General features: G+C 47.1%; 29 protein-coding genes. 15 read left to right on the top strand and 14 right to left on the bottom strand.

The genetic code is table 11. The features are described from left to right. Positions 1 to 11: 11 nt before the first annotated feature. Genes mgtE through CWI81_RS07225 form a run of 11 tightly spaced genes read right to left on the bottom strand, consistent with a single transcriptional unit; the run spans position 12 to position 8,104 of the window. Positions 12 to 1,376 (bottom strand): magnesium transporter, encoded by a 1,365-nt coding sequence (mgtE, locus tag CWI81_RS07275; RefSeq protein ID WP_126784651.1) that lies wholly within the window; start codon positions 1,374 to 1,376, stop codon positions 12 to 14. Between the two features lie 3 nt (positions 1,377 to 1,379). Then, positions 1,380 to 1,649, bottom strand: coding sequence for an HPr family phosphocarrier protein (locus CWI81_RS07270; protein ID WP_126784650.1), 270 nt, complete (start codon positions 1,647 to 1,649; stop codon positions 1,380 to 1,382). Between the two features lie 5 nt (positions 1,650 to 1,654). Continuing rightward, a complete protein-coding gene (rapZ, locus tag CWI81_RS07265; protein WP_126784649.1) occupies positions 1,655 to 2,500 on the bottom strand; it encodes an RNase adapter RapZ in 846 nt (281 codons plus the stop codon). Then, a complete protein-coding gene (gene ptsN / locus CWI81_RS07260) occupies positions 2,491 to 2,961 on the bottom strand; it encodes a PTS IIA-like nitrogen regulatory protein PtsN (protein ID WP_126784648.1) in 471 nt (156 codons plus the stop codon). Before ptsN ends, rapZ begins: the two co-directional genes overlap by 10 nt. Positions 2,962 to 2,963: 2 nt before the next feature. Then, positions 2,964 to 3,251, bottom strand: coding sequence for a ribosome hibernation promoting factor (gene hpf / locus CWI81_RS07255; RefSeq protein ID WP_126784647.1), 288 nt, complete (start codon positions 3,249 to 3,251; stop codon positions 2,964 to 2,966). A gap of 28 nt (positions 3,252 to 3,279) precedes the next feature. Next, positions 3,280 to 4,737 carry an RNA polymerase factor sigma-54 gene (locus CWI81_RS07250; protein WP_126784646.1) on the bottom strand — a complete coding sequence of 486 codons (1,458 nt, stop codon included), beginning with the start codon at positions 4,735 to 4,737 and terminating at the stop codon, positions 3,280 to 3,282. Between the two features lie 31 nt (positions 4,738 to 4,768). Next, a complete protein-coding gene (gene lptB, locus CWI81_RS07245) occupies positions 4,769 to 5,494 on the bottom strand; it encodes an LPS export ABC transporter ATP-binding protein (protein ID WP_126784645.1) in 726 nt (241 codons plus the stop codon). A 4-nt stretch (positions 5,495 to 5,498) separates the two neighbouring features. Further along, positions 5,499 to 6,044 carry a lipopolysaccharide transport periplasmic protein LptA gene (lptA, locus tag CWI81_RS07240; RefSeq protein WP_126784644.1) on the bottom strand — a complete coding sequence of 182 codons (546 nt, stop codon included), beginning with the start codon at positions 6,042 to 6,044 and terminating at the stop codon, positions 5,499 to 5,501. Beyond that, a complete protein-coding gene (gene lptC / locus CWI81_RS07235; RefSeq protein WP_126784643.1) occupies positions 6,016 to 6,576 on the bottom strand; it encodes an LPS export ABC transporter periplasmic protein LptC in 561 nt (186 codons plus the stop codon). Before lptC ends, lptA begins: the two co-directional genes overlap by 29 nt. Further along, the gene (gene kdsC, locus CWI81_RS07230) at positions 6,573 to 7,127 is read right to left on the bottom strand and encodes a 3-deoxy-manno-octulosonate-8-phosphatase KdsC (protein WP_126784642.1); all 555 of its coding nucleotides are present in this window, start codon (positions 7,125 to 7,127) and stop codon (positions 6,573 to 6,575) included. Before kdsC ends, lptC begins: the two co-directional genes overlap by 4 nt. Further along, positions 7,127 to 8,104 carry a KpsF/GutQ family sugar-phosphate isomerase gene (locus tag CWI81_RS07225; protein ID WP_126784641.1) on the bottom strand — a complete coding sequence of 326 codons (978 nt, stop codon included), beginning with the start codon at positions 8,102 to 8,104 and terminating at the stop codon, positions 7,127 to 7,129. The genes kdsC and CWI81_RS07225 overlap by 1 nt, the downstream gene beginning before the upstream one ends. Positions 8,105 to 8,262: 158 nt before the next feature. Between CWI81_RS07225 and CWI81_RS07220 the strand changes: the two genes are divergently transcribed. The 8 genes from CWI81_RS07220 (at position 8,263) to murA (ending at position 13,509) form a co-directional block, all read left to right on the top strand. After that, positions 8,263 to 8,808: a TetR/AcrR family transcriptional regulator gene (locus CWI81_RS07220; protein ID WP_126784640.1), complete on the top strand. Its 546-nt coding sequence runs from the start codon at positions 8,263 to 8,265 to the stop codon at positions 8,806 to 8,808. 93 nt (positions 8,809 to 8,901) lie between these two features. Then, positions 8,902 to 9,702 (top strand): ATP-binding cassette domain-containing protein, encoded by an 801-nt coding sequence (locus CWI81_RS07215; RefSeq protein ID WP_126784639.1) that lies wholly within the window; start codon positions 8,902 to 8,904, stop codon positions 9,700 to 9,702. Beyond that, a complete protein-coding gene (gene mlaE / locus CWI81_RS07210) occupies positions 9,699 to 10,478 on the top strand; it encodes a lipid asymmetry maintenance ABC transporter permease subunit MlaE (protein WP_126784638.1) in 780 nt (259 codons plus the stop codon). Before CWI81_RS07215 ends, mlaE begins: the two co-directional genes overlap by 4 nt. A 6-nt stretch (positions 10,479 to 10,484) precedes the next feature. Further along, positions 10,485 to 10,952 (top strand): outer membrane lipid asymmetry maintenance protein MlaD, encoded by a 468-nt coding sequence (gene mlaD, locus CWI81_RS07205; protein ID WP_126784637.1) that lies wholly within the window; start codon positions 10,485 to 10,487, stop codon positions 10,950 to 10,952. Positions 10,953 to 10,969: 17 nt separating this feature from the next. Then, on the top strand, positions 10,970 to 11,626 hold the full coding sequence (locus CWI81_RS07200; RefSeq protein WP_126784636.1) for an ABC transporter substrate-binding protein: 657 nt from the start codon (positions 10,970 to 10,972) through the stop codon (positions 11,624 to 11,626). A 10-nt stretch (positions 11,627 to 11,636) separates the two neighbouring features. After that, positions 11,637 to 11,939, top strand: coding sequence for an STAS domain-containing protein (locus CWI81_RS07195; RefSeq protein ID WP_241970381.1), 303 nt, complete (start codon positions 11,637 to 11,639; stop codon positions 11,937 to 11,939). Positions 11,940 to 11,979: 40 nt separating this feature from the next. Then, positions 11,980 to 12,234, top strand: a complete 255-nt coding sequence (locus CWI81_RS07190) for a BolA family protein (RefSeq protein ID WP_126784635.1) — start codon at positions 11,980 to 11,982, stop codon at positions 12,232 to 12,234. A gap of 15 nt (positions 12,235 to 12,249) precedes the next feature. Then, positions 12,250 to 13,509: a UDP-N-acetylglucosamine 1-carboxyvinyltransferase gene (gene murA, locus CWI81_RS07185; protein ID WP_126784634.1), complete on the top strand. Its 1,260-nt coding sequence runs from the start codon at positions 12,250 to 12,252 to the stop codon at positions 13,507 to 13,509. Here murA and CWI81_RS07180 read toward each other — a convergent pair. From CWI81_RS07180 to CWI81_RS07170, 3 genes are all read right to left on the bottom strand, one after another. Further along, complete coding sequence (locus tag CWI81_RS07180; RefSeq protein ID WP_126784633.1) at positions 13,506 to 14,567, bottom strand: trypsin-like peptidase domain-containing protein; 1,062 nt, start codon at positions 14,565 to 14,567, stop codon at positions 13,506 to 13,508. The two genes, murA and CWI81_RS07180, sit on opposite strands and share 4 nt — an antisense overlap. A 78-nt stretch (positions 14,568 to 14,645) precedes the next feature. Next, a complete protein-coding gene (locus CWI81_RS07175; protein ID WP_126785005.1) occupies positions 14,646 to 16,004 on the bottom strand; it encodes a DegQ family serine endoprotease in 1,359 nt (452 codons plus the stop codon). Positions 16,005 to 16,091: 87 nt separating this feature from the next. Further along, positions 16,092 to 16,553 (bottom strand): Z-ring associated ZapG family protein, encoded by a 462-nt coding sequence (locus tag CWI81_RS07170; protein WP_126784632.1) that lies wholly within the window; start codon positions 16,551 to 16,553, stop codon positions 16,092 to 16,094. A 108-nt stretch (positions 16,554 to 16,661) separates the two neighbouring features. Between CWI81_RS07170 and zapE the strand changes: the two genes are divergently transcribed. From zapE to sspA, 7 genes are all read left to right on the top strand, one after another. After that, positions 16,662 to 17,771, top strand: a complete 1,110-nt coding sequence (gene zapE / locus CWI81_RS07165) for a cell division protein ZapE (RefSeq protein WP_126784631.1) — start codon at positions 16,662 to 16,664, stop codon at positions 17,769 to 17,771. Positions 17,772 to 17,975: 204 nt separating this feature from the next. Further along, positions 17,976 to 18,404, top strand: a complete 429-nt coding sequence (rplM, locus tag CWI81_RS07160; protein ID WP_126784630.1) for a 50S ribosomal protein L13 — start codon at positions 17,976 to 17,978, stop codon at positions 18,402 to 18,404. 15 nt (positions 18,405 to 18,419) lie between these two features. Beyond that, positions 18,420 to 18,812: a 30S ribosomal protein S9 gene (rpsI, locus tag CWI81_RS07155; protein ID WP_126784629.1), complete on the top strand. Its 393-nt coding sequence runs from the start codon at positions 18,420 to 18,422 to the stop codon at positions 18,810 to 18,812. A 417-nt stretch (positions 18,813 to 19,229) separates the two neighbouring features. Next, the gene (gene petA, locus CWI81_RS07150; RefSeq protein WP_126784628.1) at positions 19,230 to 19,820 is read left to right on the top strand and encodes a ubiquinol-cytochrome c reductase iron-sulfur subunit; all 591 of its coding nucleotides are present in this window, start codon (positions 19,230 to 19,232) and stop codon (positions 19,818 to 19,820) included. Then, the gene (locus CWI81_RS07145) at positions 19,820 to 21,085 is read left to right on the top strand and encodes a cytochrome b (RefSeq protein WP_126784627.1); all 1,266 of its coding nucleotides are present in this window, start codon (positions 19,820 to 19,822) and stop codon (positions 21,083 to 21,085) included. Before petA ends, CWI81_RS07145 begins: the two co-directional genes overlap by 1 nt. Beyond that, positions 21,085 to 21,819, top strand: coding sequence for a cytochrome c1 (locus CWI81_RS07140; protein WP_126784626.1), 735 nt, complete (start codon positions 21,085 to 21,087; stop codon positions 21,817 to 21,819). The genes CWI81_RS07145 and CWI81_RS07140 overlap by 1 nt, the downstream gene beginning before the upstream one ends. A 97-nt stretch (positions 21,820 to 21,916) precedes the next feature. Continuing rightward, positions 21,917 to 22,537: a stringent starvation protein SspA gene (sspA, locus tag CWI81_RS07135; RefSeq protein ID WP_126784625.1), complete on the top strand. Its 621-nt coding sequence runs from the start codon at positions 21,917 to 21,919 to the stop codon at positions 22,535 to 22,537. The last annotated feature ends 12 nt before the right edge of the window (positions 22,538 to 22,549 follow it).

The raw sequence follows: 22,549 nt of genomic DNA, 5'->3' as shown, positions 1-22,549 counted from the left end.
GGCGTTAGCAATTACGCGGATAGCAGTAGAGTCGCGGTGCCAAGGAAGGCGAATATACCGACAACATCGGTAACCGTAGTTAGAATAACGCCGCCGGCCAGTGCCGGATCGATATTGTATTTCTTCAATACCATAGGAACCGTGACCCCGGCGAGCGCGGCGGCAAGCAGGTTTGCCATCATGGCGAAGGCAATAATTCCACCGACCAGCCAGCTTTGCATCCATAAGGCCACCACAGCGGCAATCAGTATCGACCAAATAATGCCGTTAAGCGCACCGATAGCCAGCTCTTTACCAATTAACCACTTGGAGTTGCTGGTACCAATGTGGCCCAATGCCATACCCCGAATAACCAGAGTTAATGTCTGACTTCCAGCGATACCGCCCATACTGGGAACGATAGTATTGAGGATAGCGAGTACCGCCATTTGCGCCAGAATATCTTCAAACAAAGAGCTAACCATGGCGGCTAATAAAGCCGTAACTAAGTTAACAGCAAGCCAGATAGTACGCCGGCGAGTACTTTTTAATACGGGTGCAAAGGTATCTTCGTCATCTTCCAGACCAGCCATGCTCAACATCGAGTGCTGAGCCTCTTCCCGAATAATATCGACCACGTCATCGATGGTGATACGGCCAACCAGCTGTTGGTCGGCGTCGACAACTGGCGCCGAAACCCAATCGAAGCGCTCAAACAGTTTGGCCACTTCGGTCTCTTCCATATCTACCGGGATACTGACCACGTCGCTGGACATGATATCGCTGACAAGTCGACTGGGATCTACCGTCACCAGGCGTGACAACGCGATCTCACCGATTAGCTTATCGTATCTATCGGCAACATAAAGCATGTCGGTTGCTTCGGGTAATTCGCCTTTTAGGCGCAGGTAGCGTAATACGACATCGACGGTTACATCGGCCCGCACCGTAATGGTGTCGGTATTCATGATGCCGCCGGCGGAGTCTTCGTTATAGGATAAGGCTGTCTCAGCGCGCTCTCTGTCGCGCTCATCCATTGACTTTAAGACTTCCTGGTAAACTTGATCAGGAAGACCTCGTAGTACATACGCCAAATCGTCGGTATCCATACCTTCGGTTGCAGCCGCGAGCTTTTCGGGCGCCATTTGACGAATAATCGACTTTTGAACTTCTTCGGAGAGTTCTTCAAGGATTTCACCGTGCTCGTCGACATCGACAAGCTTCCAGACAATCGCACGGCTTTTTGGAGGTGAAGACTCAAGCAGTAGCGCAATATCACAGGCGGGCATGTTGTGTAGCATACGTCGTGCAGCAACATACATACCGTCCGATAAGGCAGTATTAACCTCTTGTATACGCTGCATTGCGTATTCTTTATCGGACAGCTCCGCTACCATTGTTTATTCGCCCTCTTCAAACCGTTGTTCAAACAGTTCTGTGACCGCCGCAAGTGCCTGTTCTGCGTCTTCACCCTCAGCACAGACATTCACTTCTTTTCCCTGCTGACTGGCGAGCAACATTAAGCACATGACACTGGCGGCATCTACCTTCTGTCCATCTTGTTCAACTGTAATCGTTGCATCAAATTGCTGTGTCAGTTGGGCAAGCTTGGTCGCCGCACGTGCGTGTAGCCCAAGTTTATTACGGATAATCAGTGTTTTACAATGCATATTGGTTACTTTGACATCTCTCGGTGTCGAATCTGAACTTTAATGTCCGTTTGCTTAAAGCGTTCTGCCAGTTGCTCAGTAATGTAAACTGAGCGGTGTTGTCCGCCGGTGCATCCGGTCGCGATGGTTAAATAGCTGCGGTTACTGCGCTGAAAATGAGGTAACCAGGTGGCTAAAAAGTTATCCATTTGGTGAACATACTTTGCCACCAAAGGTTGCTGTCTAAAGTAGTGCTGCACGTCTTCGTCCAGCCCACTCAGCAGTTTAAGTTCCGGTTGCCAGTGTGGGTTTGGTAAAATTCGTGCGTCGAAGACGAAGTCTGCATCTTTTGGTAAGCCGTATTTAAAACCAAAGGACTGAAAAACAATGATCAGTTTTTTTTCAGCACGCCCTAACACGCGTTCTGTTACTTGCTCGCTTAGTTGGTGCAGCGATAAGTGGCTACTGTCGATACGCCAGGTGGCTCTGCCCATTATTGGCTCGAGCAGCTTATGTTCAAGTTGTAGTGCGTCGGTTAAAGGCAATTCTTTTTGAGAAAGGGGATGTAGCCGGCGGGTTTCGCCAAATCGCTGTAACAATGTCTGGTCGTCAGCGTCGATAAAAAGAATTTGCGGCTCGACGTCGGTTGGTAAAAAGTCTAATGACTCAAGCAGCTCTTCTGACTTTTCAGGTAAGTTACGAACATCAATGCTAATCGCAATCCGGTCGTATTGAGCCATCACTGCATGAACTAAGGTCGGTAGCATCGCAATCGGCAAGTTGTCGACGCAATAATAGCCGAGATCCTCCAGTACTCTTAGGGCGATGGTTTTACCGGAGCCGGAGCGGCCACTAACAACGATTAATTGCATGAGCCATCATCGTCTTCGTTAACGAAAATGGTATATAAGTCCTGATCACTATCAGCGTGCCGTAACGCACGGGTACATACTTTGTCGTTCATTCGTCTGGCAACGGTAGCAAGAGTTTGTAAATGATTTTCATGCTCTGATTCTGGCACCAAAAGAGCAAAAATAATATCAACGGGCTGGTTATCAATGGCGTCAAATTCTATCGGCGCGTCTAAAGTTATTAGCACAGCCACCGGCTGGGTTGCATTGGCCAGTCTGCCATGCGGAATCGCGATACCTAAACCGATACCGGTACTGCCCAAGCGCTCACGGTTTAACAAGCTCTCGAAAATATCATGACGGGTTATGCCAACCAGTTTGGGTGCGGCAATTTGGCTTATTGTCTCTAACAGACGTTTTTTACTAGCACCCTCGACTGCACATTTGGTGCAGTCAGGGCTTAATAGGTCAGCAAGTTGCATGGTTAATGCTTTTTCATCTTTTCTTTGTGTTTAATGACTTGACGATCAAGCTTGTTGATTAGACCGTCGATAGCCGCGTACATGTCAGTGTGCTCGGCATCAGCGAAAAGCTCGCCGCCATTTACATGCAGGTTAGCTTCTGCAATTTGGGCGGTTTTTTCAACCTTAAGGATGACGTGAACGTTATTGATGTGGTCAAAATGTCGCTCTAACTTAGCGAACTTTGTATCTACATAATCACGCAACGCGTCGGTAATATCGATGTGATGACCGGTCAAATTAATTTGCATAACGTCTTCCTTCTTTTGTCGTACACAATTACAGCAAACTCTTACGTTGACTCGAGGACGAGATGTTTAACGACTCTCGATACTTCGCAATGGTTCGTCTAGCTACTTTGATTCCTTGCTCCGCAATGAGTTCAGCTATTTTGCTATCACTTAGCGGTTTTGCACGGTTTTCAGCCGCCACCAACTTTTTAATTAAAGCACGAATAGCAGTGCTTGAACACTCACCTCCTGTTTCAGTATTAACATGACTAGAGAAAAAGTATTTAAGTTCGAACACCCCTCGCGGGCTGTGTAAATATTTCTGTGTGGTTACCCGCGAAATTGTACTTTCATGCATATCCACAGCCTCAGCAACGTCATTTAATACCATTGGCTTCATTGCTTCCTCGCCATGCTCAAAAAAGCCTTGTTGACGTTGCACAATACAATTGGCCACCTTTAGTAACGTATCATTGCGACTTTCTAAACTTTTGATAAACCAACGAGCCTCTTGCGTATGTGACTTTATATACTGACTGTCAGCTTCTGACTTAGCCGCCCTACTTAACGCAGCGTACTCTTCGTTGACCTTTAATTTAGGTACGCTGTCGGGGTTTAATTCGACCACCCATCGACCTTGTTTTTTCACGACAGAGACATCAGGAATTACGTACTCCACCGGCTTTTCGGCAACTTGTTCGCCGGGATGGGGGTGCAGCTGTTGAATTAGCTGCATTACTTTCTTTAAATCGGCTTCGGATAGCCGCATTTTGCGCATGATGCTGCGATAATCACGACTACCTAATAGATCCATATGTTGCTCGATAAGCTCTAAAGCAACTTCTTTTAATGGGTTATCACTGACTAATTGTTGCAGTTGTATCGATAAGCATTCGCTGACTGAACGGGCCCCAACTCCGACCGGGTCAAAATGCTGGATGCGCTTTAGCACCATGCAAACTTCTTCTTGACCGATTTCCGGGTTGTCGAGTGACTCGACGATTTCATCGATAGGGGTTGTCAGGTAACCATTATCGTTAATCGATTCTATTATAATTTCGGCAATAGCTGCGTCTTCATCAGAAAAGTGCGACAGTTGCATTTGCCATAATAGATGGTCCTGCAATGATTCACTGGTCTCTCCCTGGTAGACATCGAGTTCTCCATCAAAGCTTTTAGATGGCGATGAGCCCTGAGTCGGAGTCGATGAAGTGTAAGTATCGTCCCAACTACTATCGACTGGTAACTCATCCGGGAGCTGCTCATTTTTTAGCGCATCGGAGGTTTCTTGGTGGCTGCTGTCATCACGCTGCCCGGCATGAGCCTCGTTATCGGGTTCAGACTCATTGCTTTCTGCATCAACTTCTAATAAGGGATTGCTATCTAACGCTTCCTGAATTTCTGTCTGCAAATCCAGAGACGACAATTGCAGCAGGCGAATGGCCTGCTGCAGTTGAGGGGTCATGGTTAGTTGCTGACCCATTTTTAGTTGAAGGCTTTGTCTCATTTATCCCTCTCTCGGTATCACGCTATTGTCACTACAGTGTGAACTGCTCACCGAGGTAAACGTCTTTGACTTGTTGATTGGATAGTATACTTTCAGCATCGCCACTTGCAATTAACTGACCATGACTGACAATGTAAGCATGCTCGCAGACCGAGAGTGTTTCGCGCACGTTATGATCGGTAATCAGTACCCCGATGCCGCGGTTTTTCAAATGTTCGATGATTTTTTTTATATCCAGTACTGAAATAGGATCCACCCCGGCAAATGGCTCATCCAATAAGATAAAGGTTGGATCCGCAGCTAATGCTCGGGCTATTTCGACGCGGCGACGTTCGCCACCGGAAAGGCTCATGCCTAAACTGTTAGCGATATGACCAATATTAAATTCCTCCAGTAACGCATCGACTCTTTCCTCGCGTTCGACCGCACTCAGTGCCTTTCGGGTTTCAAGAATGGCCATTAAGTTGTCGCGTACCGTCAGCTTTCGGAAGATAGATGATTCTTGCGGCAAGTAGCCAATTCCGCGGCGGGCTCGTTCATGCATGGGCAAAAGCGTTAAGTCGGTATCATCTAAATAAATTTGCCCCTTATCACTATTGACCAAGCCAACAATCATATAAAACGTAGTGGTCTTGCCGGCACCATTGGGCCCAAGTAAGCCAATGACCTGGCCCTGGCTGACTTCCAAACTGACGTCTTTAACGACTTGCCGGCGCTTATAGCTTTTTGCCAAATGACTGACCGATAAGGTAGACATAAGCTTAATTACCACCCTCATTATTGGTGTCGTTATCTGATTCTGATTTTTTGCGTGGCTTAAATATTGTTGTTACCCGATTATTTTCAGAACCTTCGCCGCTGGCAGAGACTTTCTGCTCAGCTAAGTCATAGGTAATGATTTCACCACTAGAGCGGCTAGAGCCTTGAGCTATTTCAGCATTCCCAGTCAATTCCAGCCGTTGGCGCGTTTGAAAATAAGTGATGCGGTCGGCTTGAGCACGAATCATCGAACCATCTGCTAATTGTTGCTGATAAGTCGCCGGTTGTCCTTCCGCAATAAAAGTATCTGCTTCTTCGCCTTCCTGGCCTCGGATAGCTTCAAGCTGGTCTGCTTTAATTTGCAAAGTGCCTTGTTTAACAATGACGTTATCGGTGAGTAGTAATCGATTGTTTTTAATGTCTAATTCTTCATGCCCGGCGGTTACTTCTATGGCTTTAGAGAAGTCGGCCTCGCCTTGTGCACTGACCTCCGGGCTTAAGCAAAATAGCAACAAGCTGCTAGCGAGGATCAAATACGGTTTTAACATGTCTGTTTAACTCCATCTTCTCGGCGTAAAGGTCGGCTTTCATGCCATCACCCTGTACAGTTAACTGTGGACCAAACATGGTAACGGGGTAGTCCGTTCGCATGGTCTCTGCGGCCATATCAATGATCAAATAATCAGTGAGCACCCGTTCTATAGAAGTATCGGGCTGCAATGAGACTATTTCAACATTGCGTTCTAGTATTAGTGTCTGGTCATCATAAAAAGTGCCTTGTTCAGCACTAATCTTCCAGGTGGCTTCGTCTTTATTAGTAAATACTGAGTATACCGGCTTGGTCAGTTCAGTTAACCCAATTTGTAAATAATGCGCCATCTGTTCGGCATTTAGTTGGTGCGCAAGGTCTCCCTCGGATTCAAATAAACGCGTCTGCAGTCCTTGGGCCGTAAAATCAGGCTTCATAATCTGTGAACGTCGATTATCTGCCGTCTCATTGGTGTCGGTAAAAGGTCGCCAAACCAATAGGATACCAGCACTAAACAAGACCAGCAGGATAAAGCCAATGCGCCAATTCACAGGCTAATACCCTCGGCCTGATGCAAGCGACCGTGCGCTAGGAGGATTAAGTCGCATACTTCGCGAACAGCGCCAAATCCGCCTGGTTTTCCGGTAACGTAGTCAGCTCCTTGTTGCACGGCAGGGTGCGCGTCATGCACAGCAATACCTAAACCACATTGTTTAATCAGTTCAAGATCAGGAATATCGTCACCAACATAAGCGACTTGAGAGTCTTCTAAGTTTAGCTTAGTGAGTAATTGCTGATAGGCCACGGTTTTGTCCGACTGCCCCTGAAAAATGTGCTTTACCTTAAGGTGCTGCATCCGGTGCTGGACGATATTCGACTGTCGACCGGTAATAACGGCGACTTCAAACCCTGCATTGGCAAGTGCCTTTAAGCCAAACCCATCACGTGTGTGGAACGCTTTTAGTTCCTCACCATTGTCTCCCAGGTAAATACGACCATCGGAAAACACGCCGTCGACATCCAGAATTAATAACTCAACTTTACTAAATCGCCGCAGCAGTTCACTCTTAATGTCGCCGTACCAGGTATTGATGGTATCCATTAAACCACTCCTGCTTGCAGTAAGTCATGCATGTTCATGGCGCCCACGGGACGGCCTTCTAGATCAACAATAATCAAGCCATTGATCTTACGGTCCTGCATTAGCTTAAGCGCCTGTGCAGCTAACATATCAGCCGAGGCAGTGACGCATGAACGAGTCATTACCTCATTGATTCGTGTTGTGTGTACGTCAATCCGGTTATCTAGAATACGGCGTAAATCACCGTCGGTGAAAATGCCCGCCAGACGACCGTTATCGTCAATAATTGCGGTCATGCCAAGACCTTTTCTAGATACTTCTAATAAGGCTTCACTAATCAGCGCATTCTCAGAAAGTGAAGGCACCCGATCACCGGTATGCATAATATCTTCGAGTCGTAATAACAGACGTTTACCGAGCGATCCACCGGGGTGAGACAGGGCGAAGTCGTCTGCTGTAAAACCTCGTGCTTTAAGTAAAGCAACCGCCAGCGCGTCGCCCATGACCAGTGTCGCTGTAGTTGAGGCCGTAGGCGCAAGGCCCAGCGGGCATGCCTCTTGTTCTACCCGAATTGATACGTGAATATCTGCCAGTTTGGCAAGCGTCGACTCAGCATTGCCGGTCATCGCGATTAAGGTTATTCCAAGCCGTTTGATAACCGGCAAAATATTCAAAATCTCAGCGGTTTCTCCGCTGTTTGAAATACCGATAACAACATCATTTGCGGTAACCATGCCTAGATCGCCATGACTGGCCTCGCCAGGGTGCACAAAAAATGCCGGGGTACCAGTAGAAGCCAGTGTGGCTGCTATTTTCCCACCGATGTGGCCTGACTTTCCCATGCCAATGACAATGACACGCCCGTTGCAATCAAACATCGCCTGACAGGCCCGATTAAATTGTTCATCGATATACTGATACAAGCCATCAATGGCTTGGCGCTCAATATTCAGAACTTCGTTACCTAAAGTGGTAAAGTCGTGTGTGATTTGCTTCATCTATTAATTCGTTCCAGACGCTGTTTTTCTAACTTAATGATACGTCATTAACAGGCTAAATGCCTACCGCGAAAGGCAACAGAATATTGCATTTTTAGTGAGTTTTAATTACTATACCAACTAGACGGTTTATAAACTGAGCAATTACAAGAGTCATTATGGTCGGTCGCCCGAGTAACAGAGATACAATTATTGATGCGGCGGAACGGTTAGTCGCCGAGCAGGGGGCTGCACATTTAACGTTTGACGCCTTATGCCAGCGCACTGGTATTAGTAAAGGCGGATTGCTTTATCATTTTGAGAATAAAGACAGTCTGCTGGCTGCGATGCTGCAACGCATGGTGATTCAGTTTGATCAACTTCGCGAACAGTTTCGACAGCAGTTCGTCGATGATCCACACCGTGAATTAAAGAGTATTTTGTTAGCTTCGTTAAACAGTGGTGCCGAATGCGCGCAGCTCAGCAGTGGCATGTTAGCGGTAGCCGCTAACAATCCAGAGCTGCTAGAGCCTTTGCAAAGACATGTGAAAGAAACGTTTGAGTTAATCAGGCAAGACACCAATGATCCAGAGTTTGCGCAACTTCTTTTCTTTTCGGTGCATGGGGCGAGGCTATTTGAGCAACTGCAGTTGTGTTCGCATTGCCAGGCCGACCGAGAACAGTTTGCGCAACGATTGATGACGATGGTTGATTCGATTAACTGATATGTTTTGCAACATTTTTACGGTTCGAGATTTAGCGCGTAGCCATTAAACTACGCTAAGCTTGTTGGTTACACAGTCAATTCAGGAAAGATAGTGAGCAATTTCGTTGAACTGAACAATATTCATTTTGCCCATGGCACGCGCTCGATATACGAGGGGCTTAGTTTGACTGTGCCCAAAGGTAAAGTGGTTGCTGTTATGGGGCCCAGTGGTATTGGCAAGACCACGCTGCTGAAATTAATAGGTGGGCAGCTGAAACCCTCTTCCGGCAGTATCAAAGTGGCCGGCGCCGAAGTCCCGAAGTTAGCCCGCAAGCCACTGTATGAGCTGCGCAAACAGATGAGTATGCTGTTTCAAAGCGGCGCTTTGTTTACCGATATGAGCGTATTCGACAACGTTGCTTTTCCGCTGCGGGAACATACTCAGCTAACAGAATCTCTTATTCGTAGCATTGTCATTATGAAACTTGAAGCGGTGGGGTTGCGCGGGGCACGAGACCTAATGCCAGCTGAGTTATCCGGCGGTATGGCCCGGCGAGCTGCGTTAGCCCGAGCCATTGCACTGGACCCTGAGTTGATAATGTATGATGAGCCTTTTGCGGGTCAGGACCCTATTTCGATGGGAGTGATCGTTAAACTGATTAAATCACTTAATGACTCGCTTGGTCTTACTTCGATTGTAGTGACTCATGATGTGGACGAAGTGCTAAGTATTGCAGACTACGCTTATATTATTGCCGAAAAACGAGTGGTAGCTGAGGGTGAACCGAAACAGTTGCTAAAAGACGACACTGCGATCGTTAAACAATTTCTGCATGGCGAGGCTGATGGACCGGTTGCTTTTCATTATTCGGATGATGACTTCGCCGAAGATTTGTTGGGAGGTCGTCAATGATTGAATGGCTCCGTAAAGTTGGTGCAGACGTTATCGACAATTTAGCCGGTATTGGCTATGCCCTGGCGATGTTAACAGGCGCTATTATCGGCAGGCCAACGCCGAAAAAGTCGTTTCCTTTATTCGTACACCAGCTTTACGTGCTGGGTGTGCTATCACTGCTCATTATTATTGTCAGCGGTTTATTTATCGGCATGGTTCTGGGCCTACAGGGATATACTATCCTGGTGGATTACGGTGCCGAGCAAAGCCTCGGTCCAATGGTGGCATTGTCGTTGTTACGAGAACTCGGTCCGGTTGTTACCGGGTTATTATTTGCCGGGCGTGCGGGATCTGCATTAACTGCCGAAATAGGGCTAATGAGAGCCACTGAGCAACTCTCGAGTCTGGAAATGATGGCCGTTGATCCGCTGCGGCGAGTCGTAGCACCAAGATTCTGGGCTGGCTTTTTCAGTATGCCGCTCCTGGCGCTGATTTTTTCGGCCGTTGGTATCTATGGCGGATATTTAGTCGGCTCTGGTTGGCTAGGTGTCGACGAAGGAGCTTTTTGGTCTGTCATGCAGTCGTCGGTGGATTGGTATGACGATTTATTAAACGGTATTATCAAGTCGATAGTGTTTGCCTTTGTAGTGACCTGGATTGCCCTATACAAAGGCTATACAGCAACACCGACATCGGCCGGTATTAGTTCAGCGACAACCTCGACGGTGGTGACAGCATCGTTAACTATTTTGGGTTTAGATTTTATTCTTACAGCATTGATGTTTGGTGGGTAAATAACCATGGAATCACGTAAAACACAGATTTGGGTCGGAATTTTTGTGGTACTGGGGGTATTAGCCCTCTCGTTTATTGCGTTACGCGCGGCAAGCGGCAATACCGCTACTTCAGGCGAGACCTATACCTTGTATGCCAAGTTCGACAATATTGGCAGCTTGAAAGAGCGCTCCCCGGTAAAAGTTGGCGGTGTTGTTGTTGGCCGTGTCAGTAATATCTCTTTATCAGGTGAGTATTATGAACCCAAGGTAGAGATGAAAATCAGCGCTGAGTACGATCAATTTTCTGAAACAAGTTCCTTGTCGGTGCTGACTTCGGGATTATTGGGCGAGCAATACTTGGGGCTTCAGCCAGGTTTCATTGACGATACCGTAGGCATGTTAGAAGACGGCGATTCGATCTCAGACACCAAATCGGCGTTAGTGTTAGAGCAACTGATTGGACAGTTCCTGTTTAGTCAGGGTAATGATTAAGTGCTAAGGAGTTAACGATGAGAGTTTGGTTGTTAGGATTGATGAGCGCAGTGCTGTTAAGTTTTTCTGCCTCAGCGGAGTTGATAAAGAGTGACAACCCCTACCGGTTACTGGAACAGGTTGCTGAAAAAACCTTTAATCGGATCGAAGCTGAGCGCAACCAGATTGATGAAGATCCAAATCATTTAAAAACTATTGTGAAAGAAGAGCTGATGCCCTATGTAGACAATATCTATGCATCGAAAAAAGTGCTTGGACGCTACTTTAAAGACACTAAAAGTGAGCAGCGGCAGGCCTTTTACAAAGCTTTTACAGATTATATTGTTGCCACCTACGCCAGAGCTTTTACACAATATGACGAAAGCAAACACGAGGTCGAGTTCGTTAACCCGAAAAACGCAGACAAGGACGAACGTGCTGTTGTCGTCGAGACTCGCGTTGTCGAAAATGGACGTCCTCCCATTCGTTTAGACTTTCGGGTTCGTTACGATAACAGCAACGAGACCTGGAAAGCTTATGATTTAGTGGTTGAAGGTGTTAGCTTGCTGTCCAGTAAGCAAAGCGAAATTGCTGCGATTATTCGCTCACGAGGCATAGATAAAACGGTAGAGCTGTTAAACGAAAAAGCTCAGCAGCCAATTTCTATGGATGACGACGTGGATGTCCCCGCATAAGGAACGGTTAATGATGAGCGAGAGCAAAGTAGACTTTGAGTTGCAGCAAGACGGCGTTTTGCGGTTGCAGGGTGAGTTAACTCGTTCATCAATACCTGCTATCTGGCGGCGCTGGCAGCGCGAGGTTCTTACTCAGTCAATCACTAAGGTGGACGTGAGCAACGTTGAGTCGGTCGACACAGCTGGTGTCGCGTTGCTGTTAGAAATCGTGAAAGCGGGAGAAGCCCAAACACTCGATTGTTTAGGTGCGAACCAACAACTAAAACAAATTGCTGCAGTCAGTGGCGTTGAGGGCGTGCTTTCGTTAAGCTAGCGTCTTATTAACGCCTGATGTCAGAAAAAGGGTAACCAAGATGGACGCAGAACAGCTCGAACAGCTACTAAAAACTGAAATTGGTGCAACTGAAGTGCACGCTAAAATCGATGGCGCAAATGTAAATATTATTGCGGTCGGAGATGTATTTACGCCCCTTAGTCGAGTCAAGCGACAGCAGCTGGTTTACAGCCCGCTAAAGCCATACATAGCGGATGGCTCAATCCATGCGGTATCGATAAAAACTTACACGCCCGACGCCTGGGATCGTGATAAAAAATTAATGATGCCATAAGGTCGAGCGTAGTTGATGGATAAATTTGTTATTAATGGTGGCCAAAAACTGCACGGTGAGGTCACTATCTCTGGCGCTAAAAATGCTGCTCTTCCTATTCTACTAGCGTCAGTTGCGGGTAGCGAACCTATTACGATCACCAATGTGCCTCAGCTACAGGATGTGTCGACCAGCTTAAAGCTGTTACAAACCTTGGGCATTGAACATTCTGGATTAACTAATGGTGAAGTGACTATTTCGCCGGCATCCCTAAGTTGTACGACGGCTCCCTACGAACTAGTCAAAACCATGCGCGCGTCAATACTGGCGTTAGGCCCTTTGCTTGCCCGAACCGGTAAGGCGGAAGTCTCTTTGCCTGGTGGTTGCGCGATTGGTGCGCGGCCGGTAAACCTACATATTGAAGGTTTGCGACTGATGGGGGCAACGATAGCTGTTGAGAATGGCTATATTAAAGCGCATGTAGATGGCCGGCTGCAGGGTGCTCACATATTAATGGACACGGTCAGCGTAACCGGCACTGAAAATTTGATGACAGCGGCGGCACTTGCTGACGGACGCTCAATTATTGAAAACGCGGCTCGCGAGCCCGAAGTCATCGATCTTGCGAACTTTCTAAATACGCTGGGTGCCGATATTCGCGGTGCTGGTAGCGATACCATCGAAATCTATGGCGTTGAAAAACTGAAAGGTGGCGGCTATGCGGTGATGCCGGATCGCATCGAAACTGGTACTTTTTTGGTTGCTGGTCTTGCTACCAAGGGCGATATTACCTGCCTTAATACGGACCCTAAGTGTCTTGACGCGGTGTTAAAGAAGTTGTGCGAAGCTGGCGCTAAGATTGATGTTGGTGAAGACTGGATTCGGGTGAGAGCCAGCCAACGGCCCAAGCCCGTGACGATTATTACTGCACCGCACCCAGCATTCCCGACTGATATGCAGGCACAGTTCTGCGCGCTTAATTGTCTTGCTGAAGGCAGCGGCTGGATTCGTGAAACAATATTTGAAAATCGTTTTATGCACATTCCTGAGCTACGCCGAATGGGCGCTCAAGTTGAACTTGAAGGTAATACTGCAATTACTAGCGGGGTTGAAAAATTAACCGGTGCTGAGGTTATGTGTACGGACTTGCGGGCCTCGGCATCGCTAGTTATTGCTGCACTAGTTGCTGAAGGACAATCGTTAATCGAACGAATTTATCATATTGATCGTGGTTATGAGTCAATCGAGAGTAAGTTGACTGCATTAGGCGCGGATATTACTCGGGTTCGCAGTTAAACCGGCGGCGGTTCGGCGGTTTGTATGGTAACTTCCATACGTTCGCCGTTGCGATAAAACTCAACGTTGAGCGAAGAACCCGGCTCGCTGTTAACCACTTGGCGCATACCTTCCGATGCTGAGCTAACGGGAGACCCGCCGATCCGGGTAATAATATCATTCGGCTTTATCCCTGCCTGTTCGGCGGGGCTGTTCCGGTCGACGGCGGTAACTTGTATGCCTGACTGTGGTGTTTGTTCGGTGTAATTACTGTTGACACTAATTCCGATCCAACCACGAACCACTTTGCCTTCAGTAATTAGCGTTTCCATAATATCACTGGCCGTGCTATACGGCACTGCAAAGTAAATTCCTTCGGCGCCGTCACCGAAGGCGCTGTTAAAACGCGCATTATTAATACCCACCAATTGCCCGGCAGTGTTAACCAATGCACCGCCCGATGCGCCCTGATTGATTACTGCGTCCATTTGTATTAAATCTGAATAGGAACTTCGACTGACCCCAACCCGACCTCCAGTGGCACTGATGATTCCCTGGGTTATAGTCTGGCCAATATTATAGGGGTTGCCGATTGCAAGAACGATGTCACCAACCCGAACGGGTTGGTTCGATGGTGTTGAGATAACCGGTAGGTTGTCTGCTTCTATTTTTAAAACGGCTAAATCGGTGTAGTAATCGCTGCCAATCAGCTGTGCGGCGTAACGTCGGCCGTCTTGTAACGCAACTTCAATTTGGTCAACATTATCGACCACATGTTGCGCGGTTAAAATATAGCCGCGGTTATTCATAATAACCCCGGAGCCTAAACGCCAGACGCGGGCAGCTCGCGGCTGATAATATGAGCCTTCTATTTCACCTAAACTGTATATATTGACTACTGCTGGGGCTGCTCGACTAACGGCTTGATTAAAGGAAAGCACACCAGAGTTTGAGTTCTCAAGTCCGTTACCTGGTTTGGAATCGATAAATGGCAAAACGATAATAACAATAGCGGCAACCACTAACCCCAAGCCCACTGACTGGATAAGAAATCGTAGGATAGCGTGTGGTGAACTCATATTATTAATCCGTTAAAAAAGGTGACGTCAGCTTATCACTGAAGTCACCTATTTGTAACTAATTGAATATTTGCTTATTTAACCAGCGTTGCGTAACACTAAGTACAAAGAGCTTTCGCCACGCTGCAGATTTAGTGCAATTACCCCTGAGGAATCCTCAATAATAGTGCGTAAATCTGCGATTGAAGTCACTGGATTACGGTTAACGCCACGGATAATATCACCGACTTCAAGTCCGACACGCGCTGCCGGTGAGCTCTCAGCAATGTCGGTGATTTCAATCCCAGCAGGATCGTTAGAGACAGCAAGTGTTGCGCCCTGCAGCGCCGGGTGAATTGATTCAGCCGTGACTTCAACATCTTGTGAGCCGAGCACCACATCAATTTCTAATTCTTCGCCGTCACGAACCACACCCAGTGTCACGGCTTTATCCTGGCCCATGCTGCTGACTAGAGCTCTCAATTCAGAGAATGAAGCGATTTTTGAGCCATTGACTGAGAGAATAACGTCACCGGATTTGATGCCCGCTTGATCCGCAGCACCCCCAGCAATCGACTCTGCGACAAAGGCACCATTGCTTGCTTCAATATTGAGCGCCTGAGCGATGTCGTGGGTTAGATCGTGACCGCGGATGCCAAGCACTCCGCGACGCACTTCCCCGAACTCTTTTAACTGCAGGACCAGGTTATTCATCATGTCAGAAGGAATTGCAAAGCCGATACCTATATTACCGCCGTTCGGTCCTAAGATAGCGGTATTAATTCCGACTAGTTTGCCGTCCAGGGTCACCAGTGCACCGCCCGAATTACCGCTATTGATCGCGGCATCGGTTTGAATAAAGTTTTCGAGTTCCTCAATGCCCAGGCCACTGCGGCCCAACGCGCTGACAATACCTGAAGTAACGGTTTGGCCAAGCCCAAATGGATTACCAATAGCAACGACAAAGTCACCAACGCGTAAGTCTGATGACTTGCCTAGTTCGATCGCAGTTAAGTTTTCGCCACTTTTAATCTTTATTAAGGCAATGTCAGAACGTTCGTCAGTACCTATTACTTCTGCATCAAATTCGCGACCATCTTTCAAGGTGACTAAAATCTCGGTGGCGTCATCGATGACATGATTGTTAGTGACTACGTAGCCCTTTTCGGCATCGATAATGACACCTGAGCCGAGCCCTTGAAAAGGACGTTCACGAACCTGTTCGCGGGGTGCGTTGGGGCCAAAGAAAAAGCGCAGTGCATCCGGCATCCGTTGCCGTACTTCTCGTTTACCCTTAACCGAGATATTGACGACTGCTGGCGTTACTTCTTCCAGCATAGGAGCCAATGTCGGGGTTTTGTCGCTATCTCCAAAAAATGGAATGCTGGCGTTGGCCGGCGTGGTATTTATAAAAGAACAACCGATCAAAACAGTAAAAAGAGTCAACAGCTTTTTCATCATTTTAATTACTCCACAGTACAAATACTTATTACAACTGAGGGTTCAGACCGCCGACTCTTTATATGAGTTCACTGTCAAAATGTTTCAAGATGTTTTTTCATTGTCCTGCGCTGTCGCTTTTTCTTCACTTTGCTGGAACAGGCCACTACGTTTTTCAGTATAGTCGCGAGGTGGCTGCTCGGCAGTATCTGTTTGTTGCCCAGAGCGATAGTCTTTGTTGACGGTGTTAGCAACCCGTAACTGACGCATGGTGTCTTCAGAGAAAAACGGTAAGTCGTTCTGAACGCCATGCTGTTGCAGTAGTTCACTGCTTTGATTCAGGTAGTTCTGCAGTTTGTTCTGGGTATCTGCAAGTTGTTCAACTAATGCATTAGCAGTGGCAAAATGCTCGGCCACTTCGCGTTGGTAGTCGGCCAGCTGTTTCTGGCTCTGCTCTACTTGGTTTTCCAGTTCGCCGGACGAACTTGAGCTTAGCCAAAACCGCGCGACAAAAAAGCCAATAATGGCACCGACGATGACTAACAGCACTCCAATAATCCAACTCATTATATACTCCTGCGAGGTGAGCTTTGTCACGCTCTCGATTGCTGAAAAGATGGTACATGATAAACTAACCGACACTAATAGGATAATAGGATCTGAGGTGAAGTGGTAGTGTCTAACCAAGGCTTAAGTCCCAAACAACGATACCAGCAGGACCTTAATCAGTCTGGTTTTACTTATGATCAGGCTCAGGCCCACGCGGTAGAGCAGTTAGAGCGCCTTTACCAGCAACTGATAATCTGGAAAAAAGAGCTAGACCGACCGTTCTGGAAGCGTTTGTTTGCAGCAAAGCCGACGCCTCCTAAAGGGCTCTATTTTTGGGGCGGGGTAGGTCGCGGCAAAACGTATTTGGTGGATGCTTTTTTTGACAGTTTGCCGTTAGAGAAGAAGTGGCGAGTTCATTTCCATCGTTTTATGCACCGCGTTCACGAAGAACTTAAATCGTTGCAAAAACAGTCAGATCCATTACCGATAATTGCAAGGCGAATAGCCGAACAGACGCGAGTTATCTGTTTTGATGAGTTTTTTGTTCAGGACATAACCGATGCGATGTTATTAGGGAAGTTATTCGAACATCTGTTTGCCTATGACGTAGTGCTCGTCGCTACTTCCAATATTGTTCCTGATGATTTGTACCGAAATGGATTACAACGCGAGCGATTTATTCCCGCGATAAAATTAATAAAACGACACTGCCGAGTAATTAATGTTGATAGCGGTGTTGATTATCGCCTGCGAACATTGAGTAAAGCCGAAATCTTTCATTCACCGCTCGATGAAGAGGCTGATGCCAACTTATGGCAATACTTTCAGCAGCTCGCTCCTGAAAATAAAGATCGCTATGACGCCACCACGATAGAGATTCTTGGGCGAGATATTGACGTTAGAGCCGAGAGTGACGATGTCGTGTTCTTTGACTTTAATGCTATTTGTAAGACAGCGCGCTCGCAAAATGATTACATGGAAGTGAGTCGTTTATATCATGCTGTACTTATTAGTAATGTCGAACAGATGGGCCGTAATAACGACGACACCGCACGTCGTTTTATCGCCTTAGTGGATGAATTTTATGAGCGCAACGTTAAGTTAATCATGTCTGCCGCAGTGCCAATCGAAAAGCTCTACACTGAAGGCCAGTTAAGTTTTGAATTCAGGCGTTGCGTAAGCCGCTTACAAGAAATGCAAAGCCAGGAGTACCTGGCGAGCGAACACAAAGCATAGAATGAAATTTATGCAAAAAGTGCGTGATCTTTAGTGTCATTTTTCCTATAATCCGCGCAGCCCACGTTACAGTCCGTTGAGTTAAATGTATTGATTCAACGGTTGCAGCAGATAAATCAATGATTTTATTCATTATTTATTGTTGTGATTCGCGGGGAAGCCCGGAATTACTGTCCGTGAACTTTTTGATTTAGGTTTTTTATCATGAAAACATTTGTAGCAAAACCAGAAACGGTAAAACGCGACTGGTATGTAGTGGACGCAGAAGGTAAAACTTTAGGTCGTTTGGCTACTGAAATTGCTCGTCGCTTACGCGGCAAGCACAAGCCTGAGTATACTCCACACGTTGATACCGGCGATTATATCGTGGTTGTTAATGCAGAGAAAGTTGCCGTGTCAGGTAACAAAGCTCAGGACAAGATGTACTACTCGCACACTGGATTTCCGGGTGGTATCAAATCAATCAGCTTTGAAAAGCTGATTGCTAAGAAGCCTGAAATGGTAATTCAGAAAGCGGTTAAAGGTATGTTGCCTCGTGGACCACTAGGCCGTGCCATGTTCCGTAAACTGAAAGTGTACGCAGGCACTGAGCACAACCATGTTGCTCAACAGCCGAAACAACTGGATATATAACGGAGCAAGACTATTATGGCAGATAATCAATACTACGGTACTGGTCGCCGCAAAAACTCAACGGCTCGCGTATTCTTGCGTCCGGGTAGCGGCAACATCCAAATCAACAACCGTGCATTGGATGAATATTTCGGTCGTGAAACGGCTCAAATGGTTGTTCGTCAACCGTTAGAGCTTGTTGAAATGACTGAGAAGTTCGACCTTTACATCACTGTTAGTGGTGGCGGTACTACCGGTCAGGCGGGTGCAATCCGTCACGGTATTACTCGTGCACTCATGCAGTACGACGAAGCGTTTCGTGGTCCTCTTCGCAAAGAAGGTTACGTTACTCGTGATGCTCGTCAGGTTGAGCGTAAGAAAATTGGTTTGCACAAAGCGCGCAAACGTCCACAGTTCTCGAAGCGTTAATTCGACGTTTCAACAGATTGTGGTTCAAAAACCCGGCTCCGGCCGGGTTTTTTTGTGTCTACGAAAAGCGGCAAGAGGGAGAGGTTAACGCACGGCTGGTGCTTGACACTCCTTGTTCAAGAGACGCCCGTGAACCCATCCCTGGGGGGCTTGGGTGGCGCCATCCTTGGCGCCACACACTCTTGAACAAGGAGCTGATCAAGCACCTGAACGCCGTGCGCTAACCTCCCCCTCACGCCGGGAGAATTAAACTTCTAATAGTGAGTGCCATCAGCAAGCCTTTTGTCTTGTAAATTTTGTGGGTTTTCTTTATCATTCTTAGGTATTTTTTGTAATCCGTATGGCGGATAAAGCAGCAGCTAATTCCCGACTTCGCGGCGATGTATCGCGAAGCGTCCAAAACTGGAGAGTAAATGGATGAGCAATGCGCCTGTAGATAAAGGCCGCCGTCGTTTTTTGACGGTCGCAACTGGGGTCGTTGGTGGTGCAGGAGCGGTGGCAGTTGCCGTTCCGTTCATCGCTTCCTGGAATCCTAGTGCCAGAGCAAAAAACGCCGGTGCGCCGGTTGAAGTGAATATCGCGAAAGCCGAGCCGGGTCAGATGATCCGTGTTAAGTGGCGTGGTAAACCGGTCTGGGTTGTGCGTCGCACACCGGAAATGTTAAATGAGTTGACCCAGATTGAAGACGAACTTCGCGATCCAAACTCAGAAGAGCCGCAGCAACCTGAATATGCACAAAATAAACATCGCTCAATCAAAGAAGACTTCTTTGTTGCGGTAGGAATTTGTACGCACTTAGGCTGCTCGCCAACTTACTTACCGGCCGGCATGGGTGATCATGCGGAAGGTATTGAGTCCGGCTTCTTCTGCCCATGTCACGGTTCTAAGTTCGATATTGCCGGCCGCGTTTTCCAGGGTGTTCCTGCGCCACTAAACTTAGTGGTCCCGCCTCATTATTATATTGATGAAAACAATATTCTGGTCGGCGAAGAGAAGGGGCAAGCATAATGGCTAATAAATTCGTACAGTGGATGGATGAACGCATCCCAATGACCAAGACGTGGAACATCCACCTTGCTCAGTACCCTGCGCCTAAAAACTTTAACTTTTGGTATCTCTTTGGTGTGCTTGCCACGCTGGTATTAGTTAATCAAATTTTGACTGGTATCTGGCTGACGATGAATTACGTTCCAAGCGCTGATGGTGCATTTGCGTCGGTCGAGTTCATTATGCGGGACGTCGAATACGGCTGGTTGTTGCGGTACATGCATTCAACGGGGGCCTCGGCATTTTTCGTGGTGGTTTACCTGCATATGTTCCGTGGCATGATGTATGGCTCCTACCAGAAGCCCCGAGAGCTACTATGGCTATTCGGTATGTTTATCTTCCTGGTGCTTATGGCAGAGGCCTTCATGGGTTATCTGTTACCATGGGGACAAATGTCTTACTGGGGCGCTCAAGTAATTATCTCGTTGTTCGGTGCGATACCGGTTATTGGTGATGACCTAACACTGTGGATTCGCGGTGACTATGTCATTTCAGGGGCAACGCTTAACCGATTCTTTGCGCTGCACGTGATTGCGCTGCCATTAGTGCTGGTTATCTTGGTGTTCTTGCACATTATTGCGCTACACGAAGTTGGTTCGAACAACCCAGATGGGGTGTCGATTAAGAAGCCGAAAGGCTCTGTGCCAGACGAAGAAAAGCCGAAATTTAAGTTCCATGAACGCTTTACTAAGAAGTATGACATCGTTGATGCAATACCGTTCTTCCCTTACTACATTGTTAAGGATTTATTTGGTATCGGCGTATTCTTGTTCTTCTTCTGTTACGTCATATTCTTTAATCCAGAAATGGGCGGGTTTTTCCTGGAGCCACCAAACTTTCAGCCGGCTGATCCGCTGAAAACACCGGAACATATTGCACCGGTTTGGTACTTCACGCCGTTCTACGCAATCTTGCGTGCGGTACCCGATAAGTTGTTTGGCGTTATTCTAATGTTTGCCGCTATTGTCATGTTGGCACTATTACCTTGGATAGACCGTGGTAAAGTGCGCTCGATACGGTACCGGACAGTATTGCACAAGCTGAACCTAATCAATTTTGTGATCAGCTTTGTTGTACTGGGTTATCTAGGTACCCAACCGGCGACGGCGTTGGCAACTCTGTTTGCGCAGATCTTTACATTCTTGTATTTCGCATTCTTCGTATTCCTGTTCTTCTATAGTCGACGGGAAAAAACGAAACCGGTACCAGAGAGGCTGACATCATAATGAAAAATCTGTTAATCGCTCTTATCACTTTGATCCCGTCGCTTTCTTTTGCGGCGGGGCCAACTGTACCGTTAGACGAAGCGGATGTGGATTTACACGACAAAGCTTCATTGCAGCGCGGTGCACAACTGTATATGAACTATTGCCTAGGTTGCCACTCGTTAGAATATGCTCGTTATAACCGCATGTTTAACGATCTGGAAATACCTGAAGAGTTGGGTCAGAAGCATTTACAATTCACTGGCGAGAAACCTGGTGATCTTATTACTAATAATATGTCAGCTGACTCTGCGGGTAATTGGTTTGGTACAACTCCGCCGGATTTGACAAACGTCGCCCGTGTGCGCGGAGAGGACTGGATATATACCTATCTGCGGTCTTTCTATAAAGACGATAGTCGTCCCTTTGGTGTTAACAACACCGTTTTCCCTAACGTCGGTATGCCGCACGTACTGGAAGAACTTCAAGGGATGCCAGCAAAGACCTATGAAGAACGTCGCATTGACGGCGAAATGAAAGAAGTTTACGTCGGCATTAAGTCGGATGGTACTGGCCGAATGACTGAAAGTGAATATGATCAGGCTATGCTGGATTTGACCGCGTTTTTAGTCTACATGGGTGAGCCAATGCTATTGGAGCAAAAACGCATGGGTTGGTTTGTGTTCGGCTTCTTGTTGGTGTTTTCAATTTTAGCTTGGCTACTGAAGAAAGAATTCTGGAGAGATCTGAAGTAATTGTTTAGAGGCTCCCTACATTCAGACTCAGTAACCTTTAGTTCAGTAAAAGGGTGGCTTGCCACCCTTTTGCTGTTGATATTATCTGGAGAAATAAATGGCTGTTGCAGCAAATAAACGTTCGGTGATGACCTTATATTCCGGTCGGGATGATTTGAAAAGTCATCAGGTACGCTTAGTGTTAGCGGAGAAGGGCGTTAGTGTTGAGATTAGTTATGTTGAGCGCGATGAGCGCCCAGAAGATCTTATTCAGCTGAACCCTTATCCAGACGCAACACCCACCTTGGTCGACCGGGAACTGGTTCTATATGATGCACACATTATTATGGAATACCTGGATGAACGTTTCCCGCACCCTCCATTAATGCCTGTATATCCTGTTGCACGCGGGACCAGTCGTTTAATGATGCATCGTATTGAACGAGATTGGTATGCGCTGGCTGATAAAATCGCACAAGGTGACAAAAGTGCCCGTCAGGAGCTGCAGGAGGGGATATTGTCGTTAGCTCCTATTTTTGCTGATACACCTTATTTTATGAGTGAAGAGTTCAGCCTTGTTGACTGTTACCTGGCTCCGTTATTGTGGCGTTTGCCAGCATATGGAATAGAGATTGAAGGCCAGGGCGCTAAAGACGTTAAAGCTTATATGATACGAGTATTTGAACGTAAGACGTTCCAGGAATCATTAACTGAAGCAGAGAAAGAGCTGGCACGCTAACCGCTTGGGAGG

Origin of the sequence: Idiomarina seosinensis, from assembly GCF_003987275.1 — a bacterium.
In the GTDB taxonomy this organism is placed as follows: Bacteria; Pseudomonadota; Gammaproteobacteria; order Enterobacterales; family Alteromonadaceae; genus Idiomarina; species Idiomarina seosinensis.
Note: the sequence above shows the minus strand (reverse complement) of the source record. Positions and strands in the feature narration are given on the sequence as shown.